The sequence below is a fragment of the Prosthecobacter sp. genome, from assembly GCF_044222345.1.
In the GTDB taxonomy this organism is placed as follows: Bacteria; Verrucomicrobiota; Verrucomicrobiia; order Verrucomicrobiales; family Verrucomicrobiaceae; genus Prosthecobacter.
On the sequence record NZ_JBGANL010000029.1, the window covers coordinates 43,250 to 69,573 of the forward strand.

The 26,324-nt window shown below is 60.6% G+C and carries 23 protein-coding genes; 7 read left to right on the forward strand and 16 right to left on the reverse strand.

Annotated features, from left to right (window positions below):
* Position 1: 1 nt before the first annotated feature.
* Both rsgA and ACILSL_RS15955 read right to left on the reverse strand, forming a co-directional pair.
* Complete coding sequence (gene rsgA, locus ACILSL_RS15950) at positions 2-1,126, reverse strand: ribosome small subunit-dependent GTPase A (protein ID WP_395733044.1); 1,125 nt, start codon at positions 1,124-1,126, stop codon at positions 2-4.
* Positions 1,114-2,631 carry a glucan biosynthesis protein gene (locus tag ACILSL_RS15955; protein ID WP_395733045.1) on the reverse strand — a complete coding sequence of 506 codons (1,518 nt, stop codon included), beginning with the start codon at positions 2,629-2,631 and terminating at the stop codon, positions 1,114-1,116. The genes rsgA and ACILSL_RS15955 overlap by 13 nt, the downstream gene beginning before the upstream one ends.
* Positions 2,632-2,730: 99 nt before the next feature.
* Between ACILSL_RS15955 and ACILSL_RS15960 the strand changes: the two genes are divergently transcribed.
* Positions 2,731-3,354, forward strand: a complete 624-nt coding sequence (locus ACILSL_RS15960) for a hypothetical protein (RefSeq protein ID WP_395733046.1) — start codon at positions 2,731-2,733, stop codon at positions 3,352-3,354.
* Here the strand turns inward: ACILSL_RS15960 and ACILSL_RS15965 are convergent.
* The 7 genes from ACILSL_RS15965 to ACILSL_RS15995 are packed head-to-tail and all read right to left on the reverse strand — an operon-like array spanning position 3,344 to position 12,022.
* Positions 3,344-3,940 carry a family 16 glycoside hydrolase gene (locus tag ACILSL_RS15965; RefSeq protein ID WP_395733047.1) on the reverse strand — a complete coding sequence of 199 codons (597 nt, stop codon included), beginning with the start codon at positions 3,938-3,940 and terminating at the stop codon, positions 3,344-3,346. The two genes, ACILSL_RS15960 and ACILSL_RS15965, sit on opposite strands and share 11 nt — an antisense overlap.
* The gene (locus ACILSL_RS15970; protein ID WP_395733048.1) at positions 3,937-4,542 is read right to left on the reverse strand and encodes a hypothetical protein; all 606 of its coding nucleotides are present in this window, start codon (positions 4,540-4,542) and stop codon (positions 3,937-3,939) included. Before ACILSL_RS15970 ends, ACILSL_RS15965 begins: the two co-directional genes overlap by 4 nt.
* Positions 4,543-4,562: 20 nt before the next feature.
* Complete coding sequence (locus tag ACILSL_RS15975; RefSeq protein ID WP_395733049.1) at positions 4,563-5,546, reverse strand: C-terminal binding protein; 984 nt, start codon at positions 5,544-5,546, stop codon at positions 4,563-4,565.
* Between the two features lie 19 nt (positions 5,547-5,565).
* Positions 5,566-7,005 (reverse strand): DUF1501 domain-containing protein, encoded by a 1,440-nt coding sequence (locus ACILSL_RS15980; RefSeq protein ID WP_395733050.1) that lies wholly within the window; start codon positions 7,003-7,005, stop codon positions 5,566-5,568.
* Positions 7,006-7,012: 7 nt separating this feature from the next.
* The gene (locus ACILSL_RS15985) at positions 7,013-8,371 is read right to left on the reverse strand and encodes a hypothetical protein (RefSeq protein ID WP_395733051.1); all 1,359 of its coding nucleotides are present in this window, start codon (positions 8,369-8,371) and stop codon (positions 7,013-7,015) included.
* A gap of 19 nt (positions 8,372-8,390) precedes the next feature.
* On the reverse strand, positions 8,391-11,324 hold the full coding sequence (locus ACILSL_RS15990) for a DUF1553 domain-containing protein (RefSeq protein ID WP_395733052.1): 2,934 nt from the start codon (positions 11,322-11,324) through the stop codon (positions 8,391-8,393).
* A complete protein-coding gene (locus ACILSL_RS15995; protein WP_395733053.1) occupies positions 11,321-12,022 on the reverse strand; it encodes a FadR/GntR family transcriptional regulator in 702 nt (233 codons plus the stop codon). The genes ACILSL_RS15990 and ACILSL_RS15995 overlap by 4 nt, the downstream gene beginning before the upstream one ends.
* 158 nt (positions 12,023-12,180) lie before the next feature.
* Between ACILSL_RS15995 and ACILSL_RS16000 the strand changes: the two genes are divergently transcribed.
* Both ACILSL_RS16000 and ACILSL_RS16005 read left to right on the forward strand, forming a co-directional pair.
* Positions 12,181-12,879, forward strand: a complete 699-nt coding sequence (locus ACILSL_RS16000) for a thermonuclease family protein (RefSeq protein WP_395733054.1) — start codon at positions 12,181-12,183, stop codon at positions 12,877-12,879.
* A gap of 58 nt (positions 12,880-12,937) precedes the next feature.
* The gene (locus tag ACILSL_RS16005) at positions 12,938-13,915 is read left to right on the forward strand and encodes an ArsR/SmtB family transcription factor (protein WP_395733055.1); all 978 of its coding nucleotides are present in this window, start codon (positions 12,938-12,940) and stop codon (positions 13,913-13,915) included.
* Here ACILSL_RS16005 and ACILSL_RS16010 read toward each other — a convergent pair.
* Positions 13,884-15,527 (reverse strand): serine hydrolase domain-containing protein, encoded by a 1,644-nt coding sequence (locus ACILSL_RS16010; protein ID WP_395733056.1) that lies wholly within the window; start codon positions 15,525-15,527, stop codon positions 13,884-13,886. The two genes, ACILSL_RS16005 and ACILSL_RS16010, sit on opposite strands and share 32 nt — an antisense overlap.
* 82 nt (positions 15,528-15,609) lie before the next feature.
* On the opposite strand from ACILSL_RS16010, the gene lpxK reads away from it, so the two are divergent.
* The 4 genes from lpxK to ACILSL_RS16030 are packed head-to-tail and all read left to right on the forward strand — an operon-like array spanning position 15,610 to position 19,194.
* Positions 15,610-16,833 carry a tetraacyldisaccharide 4'-kinase gene (gene lpxK, locus ACILSL_RS16015; protein ID WP_395733057.1) on the forward strand — a complete coding sequence of 408 codons (1,224 nt, stop codon included), beginning with the start codon at positions 15,610-15,612 and terminating at the stop codon, positions 16,831-16,833.
* Positions 16,833-17,657: a formate dehydrogenase accessory sulfurtransferase FdhD gene (gene fdhD, locus ACILSL_RS16020; protein ID WP_395733058.1), complete on the forward strand. Its 825-nt coding sequence runs from the start codon at positions 16,833-16,835 to the stop codon at positions 17,655-17,657. Before lpxK ends, fdhD begins: the two co-directional genes overlap by 1 nt.
* Positions 17,654-18,076, forward strand: a complete 423-nt coding sequence (locus tag ACILSL_RS16025; protein WP_395733059.1) for a hypothetical protein — start codon at positions 17,654-17,656, stop codon at positions 18,074-18,076. Before fdhD ends, ACILSL_RS16025 begins: the two co-directional genes overlap by 4 nt.
* Positions 18,073-19,194: a cysteine desulfurase family protein gene (locus ACILSL_RS16030; protein WP_395733060.1), complete on the forward strand. Its 1,122-nt coding sequence runs from the start codon at positions 18,073-18,075 to the stop codon at positions 19,192-19,194. Before ACILSL_RS16025 ends, ACILSL_RS16030 begins: the two co-directional genes overlap by 4 nt.
* A 5-nt stretch (positions 19,195-19,199) precedes the next feature.
* On the opposite strand, the gene ACILSL_RS16035 is transcribed toward ACILSL_RS16030, so the two are convergent.
* The 6 genes from ACILSL_RS16035 to kdpC form a co-directional block, all read right to left on the reverse strand.
* On the reverse strand, positions 19,200-20,459 hold the full coding sequence (locus tag ACILSL_RS16035; protein WP_395733061.1) for an MFS transporter: 1,260 nt from the start codon (positions 20,457-20,459) through the stop codon (positions 19,200-19,202).
* Between the two features lie 91 nt (positions 20,460-20,550).
* Entirely contained in the window at positions 20,551-21,216 is a 666-nt protein-coding gene (locus ACILSL_RS16040; RefSeq protein WP_395733062.1) for a response regulator transcription factor, read from the reverse strand.
* Entirely contained in the window at positions 21,213-22,322 is a 1,110-nt protein-coding gene (locus ACILSL_RS16045; protein WP_395733063.1) for an ATP-binding protein, read from the reverse strand. The genes ACILSL_RS16040 and ACILSL_RS16045 overlap by 4 nt, the downstream gene beginning before the upstream one ends.
* A 93-nt stretch (positions 22,323-22,415) precedes the next feature.
* Positions 22,416-23,078, reverse strand: a complete 663-nt coding sequence (locus ACILSL_RS16050; RefSeq protein ID WP_395733064.1) for a response regulator — start codon at positions 23,076-23,078, stop codon at positions 22,416-22,418.
* On the reverse strand, positions 23,075-25,723 hold the full coding sequence (locus tag ACILSL_RS16055; protein ID WP_395733065.1) for a DUF4118 domain-containing protein: 2,649 nt from the start codon (positions 25,721-25,723) through the stop codon (positions 23,075-23,077). Before ACILSL_RS16055 ends, ACILSL_RS16050 begins: the two co-directional genes overlap by 4 nt.
* Before the next feature lie 12 nt (positions 25,724-25,735).
* Positions 25,736-26,320, reverse strand: a complete 585-nt coding sequence (gene kdpC, locus ACILSL_RS16060; protein WP_395733066.1) for a K(+)-transporting ATPase subunit C — start codon at positions 26,318-26,320, stop codon at positions 25,736-25,738.
* Positions 26,321-26,324 lie beyond the last annotated feature (4 nt).

The window sequence follows — 26,324 nt, forward strand, 5'->3', positions numbered from 1 at the left end:
ATTACTTGCGTGGCTTCAAATCGCGCTCGATATCCTCGCGATCGACGCGATTGCGCGCCTTGATTTTGTGATCGCGCTTGTTGCGGCGTTCGACGGTCATCTGGCGCTTTTTGCGCTGTTTGCGCAGCTTGGCGATTTCATCCTCCAGCTTTAGATAGCCTTCGTAGCGCTCTGCATCCAGGGCTCCGGACTCCACGGCGGTGCGGATGGCGCAGCCGGCATCGGTGCCGTGTTTGCAGTCACCGTATTTGCAGCGCTGGGCGAGTTCTTCGATGTCGGCAAAGCGTTCACGCAGCGTGGTTTCATTCGTCCACATCTGCACCTCTTTGATGCCAGGGTTGTCGATGAGGATGCCGCCCCTGTCGAGCACGAGCAGTTCGCGTGCGGTGGTGGTGTGGCGGCCTTTGCCGGTGACTTCGTTCACCTCATCCACCCACTGCCAGTCTTCACCTAGCAGGAGATTGACGAGCGCGGACTTGCCCACACCACTGGAGCCGATCACGGCCACGCTTTGGCCACGCTTGAGGTAGTCTTTCAGCACCTTGAGGCCTTTGCGCTTCTTCACGCTGGTCACATGCACGTCGGCATCGGCATTGAGCGCACGAATGGCCTCGGCGGCCTCCTGGTTCTGCTTGTCGGGATAGAGATCGGCCTTGTTCACCAGCACGACCGCCTTCGCACCACTGCGGGAGATGAGGGTGAAGTAGCGCTCCATGCGGCGCAGGCTGTAGTCCGGGCCGGAATCGGTGACGACGATCACGGCATCCACATTCGCGGCGATGACCTGCTCCTCGGCACTGAAGCCGGAGGCTTTGCGTGAGAAGCAGGTCTGCCTTGGCAGGCGGGCGCGAATGATGTTGTCACCGTCCTCGCCACCGACTTCCAGAGCCACCCAGTCGCCTACGGCGGGCAGATCGGCGTCGGTTTCGGCTTCGTGATAAACTTTGCCACCGAGGATGACCTCGAATTCATCGAAGCCATTCGTGCCATCTTCAAGCAGTGCGCCGTAGCTGATCTTGTTGTCACGGATCAGGCGCGCGGGTTTCCAGCCCTGCGCACGAAACGGCTCAAAGTGTTTCGCGAAGAACTCGTTCCAGCCGAGGTCAATGAGACTTAGCGACGCCATTGGTACATCCAGCGTTCAGAAATGACCTGCTTCTCGTTTTTCAGCTCCATCATGATTTCCAGCAGGTTGGTGGTCTCGGGGATGTCGAGCTTGAAAAAGGCACGCCAGCCGCCGGTCTCGTTGTTGCGCATCACACGCTTGTCCAGGACCTTGCCCTCGCCGGCACTGAGCACGACATCAATGTCAGGCGTCCAGTCCTTGGGTTTGGCCGTGCCATTCTCGGCACCTTTGGCAAAATCCACGACGTAAAGATGATCGTCTGAGTCCATCACAAAGCCACGGCGTGAGCTGATAACTCTGCACAGCGCGCCCGGTAAATGCTGATCGAGCCAATGGAGCTTGTACTCGACTTTGAGCGGCTCTGCAGGTGTCGCGGGCAGGTGCGCGGGCTTCCACATGGCGACGATGTTGTCCCAAGTCTCTTCACCGCTGGAGAGTTCGACGAGCGTCACGGCACCTTTGCCAAATCCGCTCACCGGTTCCACCCACACCGCCGGACGGCGATGGTAGTTGGCTTCGAGATCCTGGAAGTTGTTGAAGTCACGATCCCGCTCAGCGAGGCCAAAGCCCTTGAGGTTGTCCGTTTCAAAAATGCTCAGGCGCATGTCACGGCTGACATCCAGCGGACGCCAGATGGACGGTCCGTCCTTGATCTCGACCTGCAAACCGTCCGAATCATGCACCTCGGGACGGAAGTCGTAGGGCTTTGGATGCGAGTTCTCGCCGAACCAGAACATGCTCGAAAAGGGTGCGATGCCCAGCATCTTGACCGGCTTGCGCAGGTGCAACGCGGCTTTGATCCTCATCTCGGTGCTGATTCCGGGCGTGGATTCAAATTCATAAGCGCCGGTGATGCTCGGGCCATTGAGCAGCGCGAGCAGTTTGAACGACTTCTCCCCAGCCTTGGGCTCCTTGAACCAGAAATGGGTGAAGTCGGGGAATTCTTCGGGTTCGCCGCCGATCGTGTTCACCGCCACGCCGCGCGCGGAGATGCCGTAACCAAGCTGCGTCGTGACAGCACGGTAGTAACTGGCCCCCATGAACACCATGAACTCGAAGGGCCGCTTCACCAGGGAGTCGGGCGCCAGCACGCGGAAGCCGGCATAGCCGACGGGATTCTTCGCACCTGCAGGCACCTTGAGGTCCCCATAGTCGAAGTGGCTGCCATCAAACGGCACACCCACGGTCTGGGGTTCCTTGATGTTGTAAAAGACGACCGGCTTTTTGAACATCCAGCCTGGGTGGAAGAACTCGACACGGAATGCATCGCCCTGCTCGGCAAACAAGGCTTTGTCACGCAGGAACCGGATCTGCCGGTGACCATCGTATTTCAGCCCTTCGAAAAACGGATCAAGCTGCTGCGTGGGCGCCTGATAGGGCTGCAGAGCCAGCTGTGCGGCCACTTTTTCGAGGTCGGCAAAGCTTTTGACGGATTCCAGAGTGGTTTGAGCCTGGCTCGGCGAAGCGGAAAGAACCAAGGCGGCAAACGGAAGGATGAATTTCATGCGGGAGGGGTGCGCTAGGATGCAGCACACAGAGTGCCAGTCAACCTGTGTAGCAGGAAGGTCTTGCCAAAGGCCGGGCCAGTCTTGCATCTTTACTGCATGTCCTCCGCCGCCCAAGTGAAGCTGCTGCCAGTCATCCTTTTCAACGCCGCCTACATGCTCGCCGCCGTTGTGGGAGCCGTGGTTCAAGGCAACCGCGAGTTCATTTTTTACATCGTGGTCATGCTTGTGCTGATCAGCGTCATCGGCGCCGTCCACCGCAGCGTGAGGCTGACCACGCCCCTGCTGTGGGCCTTTTCGCTGTGGGGTCTGGCCCACATGGCCGGAGGCCTGTGCCCCCTGCCCTCCGGCTGGCCCTACAATGGCGACAATGAGGTGCTCTACAGTGCGTGGCTCATCCCCAACCTGCTGAAATACGACCAGATCGTACATGCCTACGGCTTTGGCATCACCACCTGGGCCTGCTGGCACATTTTGAGCCATGCGCTGCGGCAGCCAGATGGCGGGGCTGTGCGCCCAACGTTCGGCATCCTCACTCTTTGCGCGGCAGCGGGCATGGGCTTTGGCGCGCTGAACGAAGTGATCGAGTTCATCGCCGTGCTGACGATTCCCAACACCAATGTCGGCGGCTATGAAAACACGGGCTGGGACCTTGTTTCAAACTTGGTGGGGGCCACGATCGCGGCGGTGATCATCCGCTGCCGCTACCGAATCAGCCGCTGATCTTGAGCCCGCGAAACTCCAAGGCCCCGGCTTTTTCGCCCTCAGGACCGCCAGACTCGCCACCCAGGCCAAAGGTCAACTTTTCCTCGGCGATGCAGGGATGGGCTGCGGTGATGGTCTTGCCATCGACCGTGGCGGTGATGGTTTCCCCTTTGAACACGATTTTCACCTGATGCCACACGCCAGCAGCCAGAGCATTGGACTGCTTCAGCAGCTCGGTGCTCTCACCTTTCTTCGGGTGCGCCAGGATGCGCAGCTCACGGATGCTCATGACCAGGTGCACGATGTGCCCACGGTCCTGGGCACCATTGAAGATGATGCCGGCAAACTGGGCTTTTCCCTCCAGGCGGAACTCGCACTCGACGATGCCATCCTTGAGCGGAAATTTGCGCACCTTCAGAGGTCCATGGCGGCGCGGGCCTGACTCAAAACCGCGCAGGATGCCACCCTTGGCCGTCCAGGTGCCCAGGCCCCAGTACCAGTCTTTGGACAGGCCATCAGCAAAGCTCTCTTCGAGCAAAGTCTTCACTTCGGCCCCATGGAGCTGAATGCCCAGCAAAAGCATCAAACACACAAGCTGCCTCATGGCTTCGTCTCTCCGCTGATTTTGAGATTGCGCACCTTCACGGACTTACCGGCGGCCAGCCAGCTTCGGGCCTTCGATGTCGCAAAATACGGATGCTGTGCCTTGAGTTCCTGGCCATCGAGATTGGCGGCCATTTGATCGCCCTGCCATTCGACGCGCAGCTTGTGCCATTCGTTTGGCTTCACCGCCATGGGGAGCTTGGCAATGGTGTGCGAGGGCGCCACGGAGTCTTCCGCGATGCTCAAACCTGCGGCACCGACAACCACACGGCCCACATGTTTGCTGGAATCACAGCCCACGAGAAAGCTGCCCGGGCCTTCGATCAGGAACTCCACCTCGATGGTGGCGCTGGCGAGGCCCACTTTGTGATGAAGCACGGGAATGTGCTTCTGCTCGGGCAGATCCAGCACGCTCAGCACGCCGCCTTCGGGTGTCCATTTGCCTTTGGCAATGCTGAAACTGGAGTCCAGCGGACCTTTGAAATCAGGCGTGGCGAGGACTGGCAGGACGTGATCGTGCAGCAGCGATTTGGTTTCCTGGGCCAGAGCGGCTGAAGCCATGGACAGCGCAAGTGAAGCAGCGAGAAAGGAGCGGAGATTCATAAGGGTTCGGGGGGGACTACTCAGGAGCAAACGCCATTCACCACATTTTCTAGCGCCTCATTGCGCACAGCTGCGAGGGCGATTCGGGCGGAGGTGCTGCGCATTTCGATCTTGCTCTCCACGCTGCAAAACGCGGCGTGGCAAGTGGCGATGAGATTGGGCGTGGCGGCTTCGTCTGCAGTGCGGAGGGGCTCGTCTTCGATGACATCGAGACCTGCACCAGCGATGCGATTTTCGCGCAGCGCAGCGAGGATGGCGGTTTTTTTGATGACGCCACCACGGGCGGTGTTCACGACAAAAGCGGAGGGTTTGAGCAGGGCGAGTTCACGCTCGGCAATGAGGTGCCGTGTTTCCTCATTCAACGGGCAGTGCAGCGAGAGAACATCCGTTTGCGTGAGAAGTTCGTCGAGGGTGCGCACGCGAGTGATGCCGACAGCTTTGTCAGCTCCATTGGGAAGATAGGGGTCGTGGAAGATGACGCGAAAGCCGAGGGCTTTGGCGCGGAGGGCCGTTGCGGTGCCGATGCGCCCCAGCCCGACGATGCCGAAGGTGAGAGTGCTGAGGCGGCGAAGCTTTGGCGTGACGCGGATGTTCCAGCCGAGCTGCTTGGCTTCGGCATCCAGCGGCAGGATTTGCCGACAAAGCGCCATGGCGAGAGCGATGGCATGATCAGCGACTTCTTCGGTACCGTAATCCGGCACGTTGCACACGGCGATGCCACGCTCTCGTGCGGCAGCGACGTCCACGCTGTCGAAGCCGACACCGTTGCGGATGATGGCGCGGCAGTTCTTCAGCCGGGCGATGCCCTGGGCCGTGAGCGGCATGTTGTGCCAGATGATGATGGCGTCGGCGTCGCAGACCTCGTCGGTCAAATCGGCGTCGGTTTCGCAGAGCGTGCGGGTGACGCGTGCGGCTCCGCCGATGATCTGGCGTTCGATGGTGGATTCAGGATCACCTTGTGGAGAGGTGGTCCAGTCAATGATGGCGATGTGGGGTTGGGACATGTGGAAATGCAGTGAGAACCTATGCGAGAATATCTTTGATGACGTGTCCATGCACGTCGGTGAGCCGACGGTTGATGCCGTTGTTGTAGAAGGTTAGTTTTTCGTGGTCAATGCCGAGCTGATGCAATGCGGTGGCGTGGAGGTCGTAGCAGTAGGCGGGGTTTTCTGCGGCCTTGGAGCCGAGGTCGTCGGTGGTGCCATACGCGGTGCCGCCCTGAATGCCTCCCCCGGCCATCCAGGCGGTGAAGGCGCCGGGATTGTGGTCGCGCCCCTTGCCCTGCGCGGCAGGCTGGCGGCCGAATTCGCTGGTGCAAATGACAAGCGTGCTGTCCAGCATGCCGCGTGATTTCAGATCGCGCAGCAAGGCTGCAGCGCCAGTGTCGAGCACCTGGCCCCAGTAGCCGTGGTCACGCACCAGGTCCTCGTGGCTGTCCCAGTTCGGACGGATTTTTTTGGCCGTGGTGTTTTCTGCGCCGCAGTAGATCTGCACAAAGCGCACGCCGCGCTCGACAAGGCGACGGGCGAGAAGACACTGGCGGCCAAAGGGACCGATGTCTTCGTGATCGAGCTGGTAGAGCTGCTTGGTGACGTCCGTTTCGCCACGCAGGTCGGTGACTTCGGGAGCGCTGAGCTGCAGGCGTGCGGCGAGTTCATACGCAGCGATGCGGGCTTCGAGTTCCGTGTTGCCCGCACGCTCGGCTGCGTGGGCGCGATTGAGGGATTGCAGAAAATCGCGGCTGGTCTGCTCGGTATCGCCACGCAGTTGCGCGAAGCTTTTGGGCGGAAACAGATCGGCGATGGGCGGCTTTTCGGCATCGGTCTGCAAAGTCGTGCCCTGATGCACGGCGGGAAGAAAGCCAGCGCCCCAGTTGATCACGCCCCCGGGCGGCAGGCCGCGCTGATCCGGCAGCACCACAAAGGCGGGGAGGTTTTCGCTTTCGCTGCCGAGACCGTAGGTAACCCATGCGCCCATGCTGGGGAAGCCGGGCAGGATGAAGCCGGTGTTGGCCATGAACATCGCGGGGCCATGCAGCGCGCTTTTGCTCTGCATGGAGTGAATGAAGGCCATGTCATCGACACAGGTCGCGAGCTGCGGGAAGAGATCGCTGATCCAGCGGCCGCACTGGCCGTGCTGGCGAAAGGGCCAGTAGCTGCCCTGGCAGTTGCCGGGCTTGGAGGCGAAAAACTGCATCTTGCCATCCGGATCGAAGGGCTTGCCGCTGCGCTTTGCCAGCTCAGGCTTGTAGTCCCAGGAGTCCACATGGCTGAGCCCCCCGGGACAGAAAATCTGGATCACCGCACGAGCCTTGGCTGGCAAGGGAGGTCGTTTGGCGGAGAGCGGATTTGTCGCGGCCTGAGCGTCCTGATCCAGCAAGGAAGCGAGGGCGATGCTGCCGAAACCGCCGCCGATTTTTTGGAGGAAGTCGCGGCGTGAGGGGCCTGTGAAGTGAGTGCTCATAGGGGAATTAGCGAATCCAAATGCCTTTTCCAGAGCCTCCCTGGGGCGTGGTCTTGGGATAGTCAGGATTGGGCTTCAGCTCGATGACTTTGACGACCTGATCGACGGGCAAATCGGTCGTTGCCTCCCGCTGGCGAACGCCGGAGACGCTCAGATTGCGCACCGTGCAGTTGAGGTCGGGGGAAAAGATTTCGGTCCAGGTGGCCGGATCGTCCGCCTTACGTTTGTAGGTCTGCGATTTGGGGCCGAGTTCGATGAGGCGGAAATCTGCTGCGAGCGGGAAGTTGAGCTTCACGGCGCGGACGCTCAGGCCGTCAGCGTTGGCGTGGACCTGGATGCTGCCGGGACGTTTGAAGGTGAGGTTTTCGAAGACGATACCGCGCAGCGTGCCGATGCCTGCGCTGGCGTCTTTGTCGCGTCCAATTTCGAGATTCGGCTGATCGTAGAGCTTGAAGTCACGGATGTCGGCAATGTGGCGCAAAGTGATGTCGTGGATGGGGCAGTCGAGCGTGGTGCCATCACTGAAGCGCTTCACGCCGGGAAGCAGCCGGATGGAATTTGCCGACGGCACGCCCTCAGGCGAGCCATGCACATCTTCGATGACGATGTGATGAATGGCCCCAAAGCTGGGAGCGTAGTTTTTCCATTCCCAGGCGTTCAGAGCGACGGTGTCGTCATGTGAAACGCCGCTCACGCGACGGATGAGTCCATGGCTGGCCGGAGCGTTCACGTGCACTCCGTCGCGTCCGTGACGATCCAGCGTGACGCCATCAACGGTGAAATCAGTGACGTTGGCCAAATGCACCGCGAAGGCGCGGCTCTGGCGCACGGTGATATTACGCACCGTCACATGACGCACGTTGTGGAGAAGGATAACGCCATGCGTCCCGGGCACTGGATCTTTCTTTGACGATGCGCCACGTTGGTTGCCATTACTGTCCTTCACACCATTCGCCAGTGTCGTCCAGATGCCGCCTTCGATGGTGATGCTGGTGTCGGGCTTGGTGTCTTCAGGCACAGGTTGGTCCGCAAAACCGACCATGTGCTCATTGCGCACCATGCAGGTGTTGCTGCCGGGTTTCAGCCGGATCTCGGCGTCTGCATCTGCCGTGAGTTTCTGACCGGACTTCAGGATGAGCGGGCCATCGAGGTAGTAGGGCTGATCGCGCTTCGGCAGATGGACGGCGTTGTCTTTGTCGAGGACGGCCTGAATGGCGTCGTTCCAAATTGCACCTTTGACTTCGAGAGGTCCCGTGTCGGGCCAGGATTCGGTCCAGGTGGAAGCATGCGTCAGCGATGCATCCACCTCAGCGGCAGCGAGCGGCGCAAGCAGTCCGAATAGAAGTGGAATGATTGATTTCATCATGGGAAACGGGCTGACCAAATCAGTCGAGGTAGACGAATTCATTCGCATTGATGAGCATGCGGCAGAGAGCGAAGAGGTTTTGTTCGGCGACGAGGCGAGTGGAAGCAGTGAGCTCTTCGTCCGTGGGGGGACGCTGGAAACAAAGAGCGAAGGCTCGGCGGATGGCCGATTCACGAGAGTCCGTTTCATTTTCGATGCGGGTGGCGAGGCTTCTGGCCTGTTGCAGCATGAATTCGTTGTTGCTCAGTGTGAGTGCCTGCAGTGCGGTGGTGGTTTGCGCACGGGCTGGGGTAAGATTGGCGGGATCAGGGCAGTCAAGCGTGGACATGAACTGATGCGGCGTGGTGCGCACCACAAAGCGGTAGATGCTGCGGCGCAGCAGTGCGGGCTTGTCAGGCGTGATGTAGTCGTAGATGGGCGCGTAGGCTTCGGTGAAATTGAAATCACGGTAGCCGGGGCCGCCCATGGCGGGGTTCAAGGTGCCTGCGACACTCAGCACGGCATCGTGCACGGACTCGGCATCCAAGCGGCGGGGGTTCTGCCGCCAGAGCAGACGATTCTGGGCATCCAGACGAGCTGCTGTTTCATTTTGGGAGGCGGACTGCTGCTGATAGGCGGCGCTCATAACAATGAGCTTGTGCAGGTGCTTTAACGACCAGCCGCTCTGCGAAAATTCATCGGCCAGCCAGTCGAGCAATTCAGGATGCGAAGGCCTGTCACCGCCGAGACCGAAGTCGCTGGGTGTGGTGACGATGCCCTGGCCGAAATGATGATGCCAGAGACGGTTCGCAATCACACGACGTGTGAGAGGATTGTCAGGATGAGTGATCCATTCGGCAAGCTTGCGGCGGCGTTCGCCTTCGGGGGTCGCATGGGTTCCGAAATCCATGCTGGCGTGACGGGCCCAGGCGAAAGCACCGGGCTGCACCTCCTGCTGCGGGTCTTCAGGATTGCCACGCCGCTGCACCTGGATCGCGGGGGGCTTTGCTTCGCTGATGACGGCATAGACTTTGGCCGGTTCGGGCAGAGCTTTGAGAGAGGCGTCGAGTTTGACCGCTTGAATCCGCAGCTGTTTCAACTGCTCCTGCTCAGCGTCCGTGAGCCGGCTGTGCTCCACATCGGGCACCAGCCGTGCATCTCCGAGGAACAAAAGGTCGCTACCGATGCCATCACCACCGTCGGTGGCGATGAGGGTGAGGGTTTTCGCTGTGGCAGGAATGGCGATGTCCAAATGTGTGAACTCATCCTTGCGCATTTTAAGCTTCTGAAACTTGCGCTCGGCATCCACATACACGGTGAAGTCGGCGCGTGAGGCTGCTGCACTCGCATCCGCACCAAAGCCGAGAGTGGCGGTGAAGTGCATCATGCCGAGGCCGCTGCTCTGGCGAATCTTTGCGAGATCAAAGGTGATCCCGCTGTTGGCGTGCAAGCCGAGGATGGAATGATCTTTCTCCGCGTAATCCACGCCGCCGATCTTCGTGCTGCGCTGCGCGTTCAGCGGCCCGTTGCGAATGGCATCCCAGGTGTGGCCGCTGGTGGCGGGCAGCCCTTTGACTTCTTGTTTGGGAGCCACCGGCACGGGATTGCGACCATCCGGCACGAAAACCCAGGCGACGAAGCGCTCTGCATCCTTCACTTCGGCGGGCCACTCGATGCGTTGCAGGCGGTTCGTTTGAATGTCCCGGTGGTAGCCAAGTTTGGCGGTCGTCAAATTGCCGGTGCGCAGGTCGATGCCACGGCCTTTGACACCGCCGCCCACCATGTCGGCAAGATTGAGACCCTCGCCGGCTAGTTTCGCGATCTGGGCACGCGCTGCTGCCAGCTCCTGGGCAAGACGCGCTTTCTCTCCAGAGATGCGTTTTGCTTCTGCGCTGTCCACCTCGCGATCTCCACGCTTCACACCGGCAAAAACGGCCCACAGTCTGTAGTACTCCTCCTGCTTGATGGGATCGAGCTTGTGATCATGACAGCGCGCGCAGTTCACCGTGACGCCCATGGTCGAGGTGATGACCTGAGTGACCATATCATCCAGGTCGCCGGCCCGTGCGGCACGCCTGAGCATGTCACTCTTGGTCTCCACCTGCCCCACAAAGTCCCACGGCCCTGCGGCGAGGAAGCCGGTGGCGATGACGGCCTGCGGATCATTGGGCGCAATCACATCCCCCGCGATCTGCTCGCGGATGAATTGATCGTAGGGCTTGTCGTCATTGAGCGAACCGATGACGTAGTCGCGATAGTGCCATGCATTCGGGCGCAGTTGGTCGCGCTCAAAGCCATGGGTGTCGGCGTAATGCGCGATGTCCAGCCAGTGCCGTGCCCAGCGCTCGCCGTAGTGCTGAGAGCGCAGCAGTTCATCCACCAGCTTTTCATAGGCCTTGGGTGACTCGTCCTTCACAAACTGCTCCACCCGCTCCGGTGTCGGAGGCAGGCCGACCAGATCAAAGCTCAAGCGGCGGATCAAGGTGCGACGGTCCGCTGCGGGCGACATCGAGAGATTTTTCTCGGCAAGCTTCGCATGAATCAGCGAGTCAATGGAGGCGCCTTTGACTGCTCTCACGGGCTGCACGGACCAATGCTGGAGGCGCTTGTCCACAGCGGCAGCCTTGTCAGCGGCGTTTTCAGGCCACACGGCTCCGGCCTGAATCCACGCCTGCACCAAGGTGATCTGCGCGGGTGAAAGAGGCCTGCCTTTCGGCGGCATGCGCTCGTCGTCATCGGTGGATTTGATTCTTTGCAGCAGCAGGCTTTGAGCGGTGTCACCCGCCACGATGGCCTGCCCCTCGTGACCGCTTTTGAACGCGAAGATTTTGGCATCGAGACGCAGCTCGCCCTTCTGCTTTTTTTCGCCATGGCACTCGACGCAGTGCTGCTGCAGCAGCGGGCGGATGTCATGGTCAAAATCGACAGCGATTGCAGGAACCGCCGCTAGGAGGATGAAGATCGTGGTTTTCATCGTTTGGTTTTCGCTTTGGCAGCCAGATCGTGTGCGGCTTCGTCCATGTGATGCTTCATCGCCTTGGCGGCAGCGTTGGCATCATGCGCAGCCACTGCGTTCAGGATGGCGGCGTGGTGGTCGATCGCGCGCTGCCTGCCGACATGGCCAATCGTGACACGGCGGCTTTCACGCCCGAGGTCAGCCAGCGATTCGAGCATGAGCTTCAAGATCTCGTTACCAGCGATGCGGGCGAGCGTGCGGTGAAAGTCGATGTCTGCCTCCACGGCTTCGTCGTGCGCTTCAGCTGCCAGCAGGCGCTCGTGAATGCCCCGCAGCTGCTTCACATCGGAGGCTTTGGCCTTCAGGGCGGCCTGCCGTGCTATCTCTGGCTCGATGGCGGCACGGGCCTCGCTCAACTGGCGAAGGCGCTCCTGCAACTCGGGAAGCAGGATCGACAAGGAACCGCTGAGCGGCTTGTGCAGACGGTTCACCGCCCGGATACCGCTGCCGTGGCGGATTTCCAGCAGACCCTGGAGTTCGAGCCGCTTCGTTGCCTCGCGCAGCACGGTGCGGCTCACGCCGAGGCGCTCGGCCATCAGGCGCTCAGGCGGCAGCTTGCCATCACCGGAATCAACCTCATCACGCAGCTGGCGTGCGAGGCGTGAACAGACCTGCTCAACGAGCGAAGGGGTGGGTTTGAGCGGGGTGATTGTCATGAAATTGGTAGGAGGTCATACCAATTACGGGATGCATGGCATAATCTTTCGTGTCTGATTTCATGAGTGGCGGCAGGCTGCATTCTCACCGCCGCAGCACTTTGCGGCTTGAGCACCCGCCTGAACGCTGGACAGTAGGCGGACCCCGCCCTGACCGCATGAGCATGCCTTTTCGTGACACATTGCTGAATCTCGCCATCACCTGCGTGCTGGTGCTGATCATCGTGCTCGTGGCGGTATTGCTGAAAGAAAGCCGTCCCGCGCCGCTGCAGGCGCTGCCAGTGGCAATGGCCCAGGTAGCGGTGGGGCAGGCGACGTCGGATGCCAGCCGTATGCCGTTGCAGCAGTTCAAGATCTTCCCCAAGGCCAAACTGATCGAAAGCCGCGCCAATGAGGCGGACACCCTGCGCATCAAGGTGAGTGACACGGAGGACGAGCACATCTTCGTGCTCTACTTCGTGGATGCACCGGACACTTCGCTGACTCATCCGCAGCGCGTGCAGGAGCAGGCGCGCTACTTTGGCGTGAGCAGCCAGCGCGTGATCGAAGAGGGGCAGAGGGCGGCGCAGTATGTGACGCAGCTGCTCAAGCAGCAGCCGTTCACGGTGATGACACGCTGGGAGGAGGTGACCGGACTCAGCCGCTACTACGCGCTGATTCTGGTGGAGATCAGCCCCGGCAAGCAGGTGTATCTGGCGGATTTGCTGGTGCAGCAGGGCTTTGCCCGCGTGGCGGGTGTGACTTCGAGCCTGCCAGCGGATTCACGCTCGATCAATGACTACGCGCTGGAGCTACAAGAGTTGAAACGTCGGGCCCAGCAGGGCAAGGCGGGCATCTGGGCGGCCTCAAAGCTCTGAACACCGGCCGAAACTCTGGCATTGATGTATCATGATGCGTTGATACGATGGCTTCACCTTGGCCTCTGTACTTAAATCGCTCAGTCTCATTGCCGACCCCACGCGGGTGAGGCTGCTTTTGTTGCTCAAGCAGGAAGAGCTGAGTGTGGCGGAGTTGCAGGAGGTGCTGTCGCTGCCTCAGTCCAATATCTCCGCCCAGCTTGCCAAACTGAAGGCTGCAGGTCTGGTAACTGACCGCCGCAGTGGGAAGAACCGACTGTATCAGCTCGACGAGCCCGCAGCCAAAGATCTGCCGACCCATGAACATTTCCTCGCGCTGCTGGAGGCGGCGGGGGCTGAACTGCGGGAGGTGACCAAGGACACCGAGGCGCTGCAAATCGTGCTGCGCAAACGGGTGCAAACCGCGAAGGCCTACTTTGATGCGCTGGCGGGCAAGTTTGGCCGCCACTACATTCCCGGCCGTTCGTGGAAGGGCCTGGGCGAGACTTTGCTCAAACTCATGCCTCCGCTGGTCATTGCCGATCTGGGCGCGGGCGAGGGAACGCTTTCGCAACTGCTCGCCGAGCGGGCGAAAAAAGTGATCGCCGTCGATAACAGCGAAAAGATGGTGGCCTATGGTGCGGAGCTGGCCCAGAAGCACGGTTTTACGAACCTCGAGTTCCGCCAAGGGGACATCGAGGCACCGCCAATCCCGCCGCTGAGTGTGGATCTGGTCTTCCTCAGTCAGGCGCTGCACCATGCGCAGAATCCGGAGAAGGCACTCAAAGCCGCGATGACCATCCTGCGGCCGGGCGGACGCATCGTGGTGCTGGATCTCCTCAAGCATCAGTTTGAGCAGGCACGGGATCTTTATGCCGATGTATGGCTCGGCTTTTCCGAGAGCGATCTGCACGAGATGCTCAGCAGAGCAGGATTCAAAAAAATCGAGACGAGCGTGGTGCACCGCGAAAGCAAGAGCCCGCATTTCCAGACCATCCTGGCGCTGGCCGAGAAAGAAAACCGCCTCACTTCGACGGGGCACTGGTCGGGCTCTTGACTCGGGGTGCGGGCACCGTCATGCCGTTTTGGAGGAGGGTGAGGCCGTTGATCTGCTTCTTGTCATCCCGCGTGAAGACGAGCTCGGCCTTCACCACATCGAGCTCGAAACGGTCAGGTGCCGTCTCAAAAACCGGCACCGCCTGCTGTCCTTCGATCTGCGCAAAGAGAGTGCCGGCCTGCACGGTGACGGTGATCGCCTTCGAATCCAGCAGATCATACTTGCCCGCATAGGGCTGCAGCTCTTTGTCGGACCGCAGCTGATACTCCGGCGGTGGGGCGCTGCTGCGCCTGGCGGTGAGTTCGTTGCCATTTTGAAACAGCGTCAGTGAATGGATCACACCTTCGCGGCGATTGAACGCTATCTCTGCGGGGACTGCTTTGTAAAAGAAACGATCCTGCGCTTTGGCAAAGCTTGGGACAAACGGCTGACCTGTCAGGTTCACATAGATCTGGCCGTCACGCAGCAGCACGGTGAAGCGGAAGTCACGGTCGAGGTCATAGACGCCAGGATACTGCTTCAGCACATCCGCAGGAAGGGGGATTTCTTTCTGCGTGGCGGGATCCACAGGCCTGACCTCGGACGTGCCGACGATCACCTGGCTTCCAGCGATGCTGTTGTTGTTGATCAGAACCACGCGCACAATTCCCTTCGCCGGGATCACCTGCAGTCCGGAGCAAAAACCACCGGTGCCGCCGTCATGATGGAGGGTCGCCTCACCCTCAAACTTTCCCATCAGCACTCCCAGACCGACCTGCCCGCCCTGGGACGGTGCGTCAGCCTGAGGCTGCAGGGCGAGTGCCAAGGCCTCCTTTAATAAAGTCTTGTCAGGGTGGAGCAGTGCCTCGCCGAATGTCATCATATCCGCCGCCGTGCTGCGCAGGGCGCCGCCGCCTGCCAAGGAGATGAAATGCCAGGGCTTTGTCTCTTTTTCGCCATCATGCGGTATGACCAGCCGAAGTTTGGCCTGGGGCTGAACAGCGGTGTCCTGCATGCCCAGCGGCTGGCAGATTTTTTTCACCACCGCCTGATCCCATGACATGCCGTACACCTCGCCCAGCAGATGCCCGAGCAGCCCTGCGCCTAGGTTTGAGTAGCTGAAGGTGGAAGGATCTTCGGCATCGAGCTTGGCTGACGCCAGATAGTTCAGCAGCAGCTTTGCATCATAGCCGGCATAGGGATCTTCCTCCAAGGCTCCGGCCATCGCATTGTCCGGCAGGCGTGGCAAGCCACTGGTGTGGGTGGCCAGCTGCTTCAGCGTGATCGCCGCGACGCGGGGATCTGCAAACTTCACCTTCCCGGCCAGCAGGCTGCCGATCGTCGTATCCAGCGTGACTTTCTTTTCCACGACCGCCTGTGCCAGCAGCAGACCGGTAAACACCTTGGAAATAGAGCCGATTTCAAAAATCAGTTTTTCCGGCTTTGCATCCCCGGCTTCGGGAGCCTTTCCGGAGATGGCGTATTTTACCTCGTCACCCATTCGTTCACCGGTGACGATGCACCCGGCTTTGAGATCCTTGGAGAAGCGCGCTGCAGCCTCGGACAATGTGCGGGCTTGAAGGGTGTTCACCGCCATGATCAGCCCCAGCAGCGCCCAGGAAATGAATTTCATATGAGGGAGGCTACAAAACTCCTGTGCAAACAGCAAGGCGTCTCGTTGACTAGGGGCGCTTTCCCGCCTCCAATGCTCTTCTGTGAGAGACACTCTGGAAGACATCGAAAACTTCATCATCGACGTGGTGATCAACAACCGCCGTGGCATACGCGCCACGCTGCTGCGGGTGGTGTTCCGTGGTCTCTCGGGCATTTATTCGGGAGTGGTGCGGACACGGCTTTATTTGTACCGACACCGCTACATCCATGATCATCACCTGGGTGTGCCGGTCATCAGCGTGGGCAATCTCACCGTCGGCGGCACAGGCAAAACACCGGTGGTGGAGATGCTGGCGAAGGCGCTGCATGAGCATGGCCGCCGCGTGTGCATCCTCAGTCGTGGCTACAAGAGCAAGCGGCAGAAGAAGCAGCCGTTTTCTGAAAAAATGGCCGCGCGCCTGGGCTTCATTCCCAAGCCGCCTGAGCCGCTGCCACGAATCGTCTCGGATGGTGAGGAAGTGCTGCTGGACTCGCACAATGCGGGTGACGAGCCCTTCATGCTGGCGAAGAACTGCCCCGGCATTCCGGTCGTGGTGGACAAAAACCGCGTGAAGGCTGGAGCGCATGCGATTCAGCGCTTCGGCGCCGATGTGCTCGTGCTGGATGACGGTCTGCAGTACCTCAAGCTCAAGCACCGCCACGACATCGTGCTGATCGACAAAACCGCAGTGTTTGGCAACAACGGCTACATGCTGCCACGCGGCACCCTGCGCGAACCACCGCGCAGTCTGCGCCGTGCCAGCTACATCTTCATCACCAAGTCCGACGGCGACAGCGAAGACGTCGTCAAACAGATCCGCCGCTACAACCGCGTCGCTGAAATCATCGAGTGCCGCCACCGCGCGATGCATTACGAAAACATCCACACCGGCGAGCGACTGCCGATCGATGGATTGCGTGATAAATTTGTGGGCGCCCTTTCCGGCATCGCGGTGCCGGAGAGTTTTGAAAACGGGCTGCGCAAACTCGGCGCCAAGGTCGAGGTCATCGCCCGGTTCGCGGACCACCACCGCTTTCGCGGGCCGGAGCTGAAAAATTTCGTGGATCGCTGCGTGCGGCGTGACGTGCATTGCATGGTCACCACGGAGAAGGATTATGTGCGGTTTCCCAAAATGCCCGTGGCGGACATCCCCTTCTATTTCATGCGCGTGGAGATCGAGATCATTCGCGGGCGAGACGTCTTTGACAAGATGGTGAGGCTCATCGCCGAGCCGCGCCGGGTGCCTGCGGGAGTTCTTCCCGCTGATTTCATGGAGGCCTCGTAATGAGCGCGGAAAATCCAGCCATGGCCGCAGTGCAGGTGCACAAGGTGAACACCACCGGCAGTGTCAGCGAGGTCGGTGATGTCACCGCCCGTGAGGAGCCGCTCGAAATACGTGTGGAAGGCCGCTCCGTCGCGGTCGTGATGCGCACGCCGGGCCATGATGAAGAACTTGCCGCGGGATTTCTCGTCAGTGAGGGCGTGGTGCAGCGCCCGCGTGACATTCTGGAAGTCTCGCAGTGTCCCAGCACCAACAACAAACATGGCAACATCGTCGATGTATTGCTTGGAGGCGCGGTGGTGAACTGGGATTCACTCACCCGTCATGTCTTCAGCGCCTCAAGCTGCGGTCTGTGCGGCAAGTCGAGCATCGAGAGCGTGTTTCAGCAGTTTCCCGCCGTGAAGGGAGACTGGCAGGTTTCGCCAAAACTCATCGCCAGTCTGCCCGACAAGCTGCGTGCCGCGCAGGAAACGTTTTCGAAAACCGGCGGGCTGCATGCGAGCGGATTGTTTGACCTCGATGGCAACCTGGTCGTGCTGCGTGAGGATGTGGGCCGACACAACGCGCTCGACAAAATCCTCGGCTACGCTTTGCAGCGTGGGCTGCTGCCCTTGAGCCGGCACATACTGCTGGTAAGCGGGCGGGTGTCGTTTGAGATCATTCAAAAAGCGCTGGCAGGTGGCATCTCGCTCGTTGCGGCCATTTCCGCCCCCAGCAGTCTCGCGGTCGATTTTGCGCAGGAGGCGGGTCAGACGCTCATCGGCTTTCTGCGTGGTGAAACGATGAATGTTTACACGCATCCGCAACGTGTGGAGATGTCATCATGAAACAGGTTCAACTTCTCGTCTTCATCATCTGGGGGGCGCTTTGTGGCTCGCTCTGCCTTTATGCGGTCATGCTGAGTTCGATGACGTTTGCTCCCGCCAAAGGCGATGCCAAGTCGCTGGGACAGATCATCGCGCTGGCGGCGGGCAGCGCGGCGGCCCTGAGTTTCTTCATGCGCAAACTGCTGCTTGGAGGTTTCACCACGGGTGTGCTCAATCTGGAGGATCCGGCGCAACGCGGACGTTTTATAGCGGGAAATGTCGTGGTCTTTGCGCTGAGCGAGGGCGTCGGCGTGCTGGGATTCGTCAATGGCATCCTTTCCAACGGCAAAGGTGACGCATGGCTGCCCTACATCGGCCTCGCGTTCGTTTTGATGCTGCTGCACATCCCACTGCCCTCCCGGTTCAAGACCGCTGCATGAACGGCTACTTTGATCACAACGCCACCACACCGCTGCACCCCGCCGCGCGGGATGCCTGGCTGCGCGCGAGCGAGAAACACTGGCACAACCCTTCGAGCCTGTATCGCGACGCGGGGCTGGCGAGCCAGCAGCTTGAATCTGCACGTGAACGTCTGGGCACGCTGATCGGCGCAGAGGCCGAGCGGATTGTGTTCACCTCGGGAGCGACGGAATCAAACAACGCCTTGTTTGCCTCGCTGCCAGCCGAGGCCACCGTGGTGATCTCCGCCATCGAACATCCGAGCGTGCGTGAAGCGGTGCGGGGAAGGAACGTGGTGGAGCTGCCGGTGAATGCGGATGGAGTGATTGAAGTCGACGACCTGAAGCAGCTTATTGATTCCAAGCGTCCCGCGCTCGTCTCTGTCATGGCGGCGAACAATGAAAGCGGGGCATTGCAGCCCTGGCGCGAACTTGCCTCGCTTTGCCGAGAACATGATGTGCTGTTTCACACGGATGCCGCGCAATGGATTGGCAAACTGGATGCCGCAAACCTTGGCGACTGCGATTTCATCACCGGCAGCGCGCATAAATTTGGCGGCAGCAAGGGCTGCGGATTTCTCGTGCTGCCTCATGAAAAATCACGGCTCGGCTTTATCCGTGGCGGTCCGCAGGAGCATGGTCGACGCGCGGGCACGGAAAACTATCCGGCCATTGAGGCCATGGTGACGGCTCTGAAGACAATCGGCCCATGTTTAAGCGAGGTCGAGCACACGCAATCCAGGCTGCGCGATGCATTCATCGCGGAAATGCGTGCGCGTTTCGACTCCTTGCGAGTGATCAGCGAATCGGCGCCACGACTCTGGAACACCGTGCTCATGGTCATGCCGGAGCATGACAATCTGAAATGGCTCACGCGCCTGTCGCGCCGTGGGTTCAGCATCTCGACGGGTTCGGCCTGCAGTTCAGGCAAGGAAGGATCTTCGGTCGTGGTGACTGCGCTGGGTGCCAGCGCCGAAGAATTGAAGCGCGTCGTGCGCATTAGCAGCGGCTGGGAGACGACGGCCGAAGACTGGCAGGCGCTCGCTGCCGCGTTTCTCGAAGTGTTTGAGGAACTGAAACGCGGAGGCAGACCGCAGTAGGACGTTCACACTCCTGGCTTGGGGCGGATCAGCAGCACGAGAACGAGCGAGAAGACGCACACCATGGCGAAGACGCCAAAGATGACGTTGAGCGGCACTTGCAGGTCACGCATCTTGCCAAAACCCCAGTCGGCCAGCCCGCCGCACATCATGCTGACGAAATTCATGAGGCCGTAGCCTGTGGCGCGCATGTGCGGCCGCACGATCTGGCTGAGGATCGGCATGTTATTGCAGTCAAAGAAGCCCCAGCCGACGCCAAACAGAACCAGTGATGCGATAGCGAGCGCGAAGGAATTCAGGGAGGGTGCGTTACCCACGCCAAACATGGCGGGCACGATGAGCATCATGCCGATGGCGCTGACGTAGATACGCCCGCGTTCAGTACTCCGCATCCAGCGATCCGCCAGCCAGCCGCCAAAAATCGCCGAGAGTAGCGCCGCCCCCTGCCAGTAGAGCGCAGCAGAAACACCCGCCTTGCCCTGGCTGATGTCGAAGGCCTTTTGCAGGATGGCCGGCATCCAGTCGCGCACCACCCATGCAGCGAGAGCGGGCAGTGTGAAATAGAACACCAGCAGAATGAAATTGCGATTGCAGAGCAGTTCTCCAAGAGCGCCGCCGCGCGCGGTGGGGCTCAGTGCCTCCTGCGTGTCCACCTGACGAGGCACATCACGCAGAAGCAGCAGCAGTGGGATGGCATAGAGGACGCCCGCCAGTCCGGTGAAGTCGAACATGAAGCGCCAGCCAAGGTCCGGAGCATCCGCCACGAATCCGGCAAAGCCGCCCGTTATCACCCCGCAGTAGATGCCCATCTGATGCACGCCGATGGCACGCGAACGCGTACCGGCTGTGTGATAATCCGCGATCAAGGCCAGCGCCGCAGGAATGTAAAACGCTTCACTGATGCCCATCAGGGTGCGTGCCCAATAGAGTTCATTGAAGCTGCCCACATGTCCGGTGAGCCAGGTGATGAGCGACCACACAAACAAGCTGCCGCAGATCGTCAGCTTGCGGCTAAAGCGGTCTGCAATGTACCCGCCGATGGGGCTGCAGATGGCATAGACCCACTTGAACGAAGCCAGCATGTGCCCCCAGTTTTCCTCGCTGCCGATGTCCTTGATGTCTCCCATCACGGACACCTTCATGGAGGCGATCATCTGGCGGTCCAGGTAGTTCAGCAGCGCCACGGGAAAAAGCAGCCCCACGATGAGCCACGCCCGGCGCATGAGTGGGGATGAGGTGTCGGCACTGGTCGAGGACGAAGACATCCCGCCATTAATCACAGCAGTTCCCGGACGGAAAGCCTGAATTCATGCCCAGGCTTGATCCGTGCATGACTGAAGCCAAATCACAAGGGCCTCAAGCCTCTTCCAAGCGGTAGCCGATGCCAGGTTCGTTCACAATGCGAGGGCCGGTTTCGCCGAGTTTTTTACGCAGGTGATTGATGTGCACGCGCAGGCCTTCGCTCGGATCGCTGCTCTGGCCGGCCCATACCTGCTTCATGATCTGGTTTTGCGTGACGATGCGCCCCGCGTGCTCGGCCAGCACCTTCAGCAAGGCGAACTCGGTGGGGGTGAGTTTGAGCGGCGCGTCATCAAGCGATGCCTCATGATGCAGCAGATCCAGCTTCAATGGGCCGACGACAATCTCAGCGCTCTGGCGCGTGAAACGGCGGCGCTGGATGACCGTGAGGCGCGCGAGCAGTTCCGCTGTGCCGAAGGGTTTTGTCACGTAATCGTCTGCTCCATTTTCCAGAGCCTCGACCTTGATGGTCTCCTGGTCACGCACACTGAGGATAAGCACGGGGACATCGCTCCACTCGCGCAACCGTTTCAGCACCTCAATGCCGTTCATGCCGGGCAGGCCGAGATCCAGCAGCACCACGTCAGGACGGTGAAACGCGGCCTCCTGCAGACCGAGCTGGCCTTCGCCGGCCTCACAGACCTCATAGCCACGCGACTCCAGCACCATGCGCAGCAGGCGGCGCATCTGCTGTTCGTCGTCGATGATGAGGGCCTTGCTCATGCGGAGCTGCGAGTTTTCACGGGAAGATGCAGCACGAATTCCGCGCCGCCTTCAGGATGAGTGTGAGCTTCAATGTCACCTTTCATCGCCCGCATCAAGCCGCGTGCGATGGCGAGTCCCAGGCCGGTGCCGCCAGCGGGTGAATCGGGAGCGCGATAGAATTTCTCGAACAAGTGGTCTTCAGCTCCCAGCGGCAGGCCGGGGCCGTGGTCGCGCACGCGGAGCTCCAGAGTACTGCCGGCAAGCGAGGCTGCGATTTCGATGTTTGTGCCTGCTGGAGCATAGCGCGTGGCATTGTGCAGCAGGTTGCCCAGCACCTGGGCGAGCAGGCGGCTGTCGAGCCGGAGCAAGGGAAGATCCGTGGTGCCATTGATGAGCAACGGGTGAGCGGCCAGTTCTTCCTGGATCGGCTTGGTGGCAGCATGCAGCACATCGCCGATCTCGCACCAGTCGGGCTGCGGCTCCAGCGCCTCGGATTCCACACGAGTCATTTCCAGAAAGCTTTCGACGATGCGCTGCAGGCGGCGGTTCGCGGTCTCAATCTCCCGGGCATACGGATTCCCCTGCCCCAGGCCGTCCAAGGCCGTGCGGATGATTGCAATGGGCGTTTTGAGTTCATGCGCAACGCTGTCCAGCAGCGTGCGGTGCAGGCGCTCGGATTCCGCCAGCAGCTCGGCGCGGTGTTTCAGTTCCAGCAGGTGCTCGCGCTCCTGATGATGCTGCGCCAGCGCCGCCTCTCGCGCGCGCAGCCGCGTGATGAGATGCCCCATGCTCAGCGCCACCACGAAAAACAGGCTGAACATCACCATGTCCTGCGGCTTGTCGATGTGCAGGGTGAACTGCGGCGGGATGAAAAAATAATTCCACACCAGAGCGCTGACCACAGCCATCATCAGCACCGGCCCACGGTTCCACCATGTACCCGCGAGCACGATGGCCATGAGGAAGACCAGCGCGACAAAGAGATCCCCCGTGTAGGGCAGCAGCACCCAGCAGGTGGAGGCCAGCACAAACACCAGCGTGAGCCCGCAGCTGTACTGTCCCACCTCCGCCAGAGAAATCGGCGGGCGGGGTGATGGTGCACTGGAGCTGTCGGAGGCAGACATGTTGGGGCTTGGTTTGGGGCAGCTTCACCGCAAAAGAACTTCCTGCCAGTAAACAGCCGCAGCCATGGCGTTAAGAAAGTGTAAAAGCAGAGCTCAAGCCTGCTCCAGCCGGTAGCCGATCCCCGGCTCGTTTTTAATTTCCAAGGCAGAACCTTCGAGCTTTTTGCGCAGGTGATTGGCATACACGCGCAAATATTGGCTCTGCTCCTCCGCCTGCGGCCCCCAGACTGTCCGAAGGAGCTGTTTCAACGTGACCACTTTGCCGGCATGGCGCACGAGCTGTGCGAGCAGCGCATATTCGGTGGGCGTGAGTTTGAGAAACCGGCCATTCAGCGATGCCTCGTGGTGCACGGGATCAAGCACGAGCGGGCCTAGCTGCAGATTGGCCGCGTCATGGGCTCCCTGGCGGCGCTGGATGGCGGCGAGCCGTGCGAGAAGCTCGGACGTGCTGAAGGGTTTTGAAACGTAATCGTCCGCTCCTGCATCAAAAGCGGCGAGTTTGACGGATTCCTGATCGCGCACGCTCAGGATGAGCACGGGGACACTGCTCCATTCGCGCAGTCGTTTCAGCACATCGACTCCATCCATGTCAGGCAGACCGAGATCGAGCAGGATGACATCGGGCTTGAGAAAGACCGCCTCCTGCAGTCCCATCTGCCCTGACTCAGCCTCTCTCACAGTGTAGCCCTTCGACTCCAACGCCATGCGCAGCAGGCGGCGGATCTGGGTTTCGTCGTCGATGATGAGGGCCGTCATTTGGGAGGTGGGACGAAAATGGACACTTGATTGATCTCAATCACAAACTCCGCGCCGCCATCAGGGTGATTCCGCGCGGTGATGTCCCCACCCTGCGCCTGGACAAAGCCACGAGCGATGGCCAGACCGAGACCAGTGCCCCCTGCAGGTGATCCCTGCACACGGTAGAACTTTTCAAACACGCGTCGCTCTGCGCCAGCAGGCAGACCGGGGCCATGATCACGAATGACCAGGCGCAGCCGCTGATCTCGAATCGTGGCGCGGATGTCGATGGCGGTGCCTGCGGGCGTGTAGATGGCGGCATTGTGCAGGATGTTGGCGACGGCCTGGGTGAGCAGGGCGTGATCAAGTTTCAGGAGCGGGAAATCATCAGCCAGTTGAAGCCTCACCGCGTGAGCCGTCAGTGGAGCGCCGATGGCGTGCTGCGCTGCGGCGATGACATCGCGGAGATCGCACCAGTCGAGATTGGGCTTGAGCACCTCGGATTCGAGCTGCGTCATCTGCAGCAGGCTGTCCACCACACGCTGCAGCCGCTGCGTGGCGGTGGTGATCTCGCCGAGGTACGGGCTCTGCGAACCGTTCATTCCTTCGAGTGCAGCGGTGATGACGGCGATGGGGGTTTTCAGCTCGTGGGAAACGCTGTCCAGCAGGATGCGGTGCAGTTTTTCCGACTGCGAAAGCATCTCTGCGTGGCTGACGGCCTGGATGAAGTGCTCCTTTTCCAAGACGAGCGCAATCTGCAGCGCAAAGGCCTCGATCATCTGCCGTGTAACAAAGTCGAGGCGGGAGGTGTCCTCGAACTGCACGCCCAGCACACCCATGGTGGCGGTGGCTGTTTGCAGCGGGAACCAAGTGGCGGCGGACTCGGGCAGGGTGTCGGTGTAACGGCCCGCACACTGCTTGTTCTCATAGCTCCAGGCCACGACGCCCCACTCTTTGGGAGATGGCTGGAAGGTGCTGGCCTTGTGCGCGGCTTTCGGCAGCGAGCGATCCTGCTCACGAACCACGAGTGCGGTGTTTGCATTGAGCAGCTCGTTGATCGTGCGCAGGGCCTCGGCCAGGCCCTTCTCCGGCTCGGCGGCCAGCGCAGCGCTTTGTGTGACGCGCAGGAGGGCGTCAGTCTGACGAAGCCTGCGGCGCTCCGCCACCTCACGCATGCGCAGGCGTGAGGTGAGGCTGCCCATGCTGAGCGCCACGATGAAGAACATGCCGAACATGATCCAGTCCTCCGGCTTGCTGATGTGAAAGGTGAAGATTGGCGGGATGAAAAAGTAATTCCAGCACACGGCGCTCAGCGTGGCCATCATCAGCACCGGCCCGCGGCTGAAGCGAAGCGCCGCGATCACCACCGCGAGCAAAAAGACCAGGGCGACAAACATGTAGCCGGTAAATGCCACCAGCCCCCAGCACACACTGGCGATGGCAAAGATGGCGACGATGGCCCAGCTGTATTCGCCAATGACCGAGTCTGACACGGGCTCCTGAAGCGGGGCCATGCTGCGTGCCTTGTCGGCGGCGGCCAAAGGCCGCACGACACATACATCAATGTCACCACTGCCGACAATAAGCGTGTCCGCGAGCGACTTGCTCCACATGCCAGCCTTCTCGGGCTTGCCGACGACAATCTGCGACACGTTGCGTTCACGGGCGACCTGCAGCAATGCTTCGGAGATATTCTCCCCGGTCACGGAGACGACTTCCCCGCCGAGCTTGCGTGCGAGGCCGAGTGAACGGGTGAGGCGGTCCTGCTCGATGGACGTGAGAATACGCGAACCTTCCACCCAGACAACGAGCCAGGGGCAGTTCAATCGTGTGGCGGCGCGGCGCGTCCAACGAATGAGACTTTCGGCATAAGGACTTGGGCCCACGCCCACCATGAGACGCGCATTGGTTTTCCACGGACTGCTGACCCGTTTGACGCGGCGGATGTCCTCCAGATCCCGGTCCACATGCTCGGCGGTGAAGCGCAGGGCCAGCTCGCGCAGGGCGGTGAGATTCCCTTCCTTGAAGAAGTTGCTCACAGCATGCTCCGCACGTTCGCCCAGATAGACTTTGCCGTCCGCCATGCGCTCCAGAAGCTTTTCGACGCTGAGATCGATGAGCTGAATCTCGTGTGCGACATCGAGGATCGAGTCGGGAACGGTCTCGGAGATGACCACGCCGCTGATCTGCCGCACGATGTCCACCTGGCTCTCGATGTGCTGGACGTTGAGCGTGGTGTAAACATCAATGCCCGAATCGATGAGTTCCAGCACGTCCTGATAGCGCTTTGCATGGCGCGATCCGGGCACGTTGGTGTGCGCAAGTTCATCCACAAGCACAAGCCGGGGACGCTGAGCCAGCACGGCATCGATGTCGAATTCCTCCAGCTTGAAGCCCCGATGATCGAGCTTCTTGCGTGGCAAAACATGCATGCCTTCGAGCAACACCGCGGTCTCGGAACGACCATGCGTCTCCACGATGCCCACAAGAACATCCACGCCTTCCTTCACCCGCTGCCTCGCGGTTTGCAGCATCGCATAAGTCTTGCCAACGCCAGGGCACATGCCGAGGAAGATGTGAAGCCTCCCGGATTTGGACACGGCATCCGCCAGCCGCATTTGCGCGAGCAATGCATCAGGGTCGGGACGGTGGTCGTCATTCATGGCCTGCGGCGGTTACTTCAAGGCATCGAGACTCAGATTCAACTTCAATACATTCACGCCTGCGTCACCAAAAATGCCGAGGTCGGGCCTTGCTGTGCTGGCGGCGATGAGTTCTTTCACCTTCTCAACGCTGAGGTTGCGGGCCTTTGCGACACGGGCGGCCTGGAGTTCCGCGTTCTTCACGCTGATGTGCGGATCAAGGCCGCTGCCGGAGGCGGTAACGGCATCTGCGGGAACGGCGTCTTTGTCACTGAGGCCGTTGGTGGCGCGGTAGGCTGCGATGCGCTCTTTGAGGGCATCGTTCAGCTTTTGCGAGGTGGGTCCAAGGTTGCTGCCGCTGGAGTTGGCGGCGTCATACCCGGCACCCGCTGCGCTGGGGCGCGGGTGGAAGTACTGAGCGGCGGTGAAGTTCTGTCCCAGTAAGGAGGATCCACGCATGGTGCCATCGGGGCCGGTGATGAGGCTGCCGTGGGCTTTGTCTTTGAATGCGGCACGGGCCACACTGGTGACGATGAGCGGATACACACCGCAGGTGGCGGCTGCGAGCACTAGCGTGGCGGTGATGGCAGGGCGGAGTTCGGAAACGAGCGCTTTCATGGTG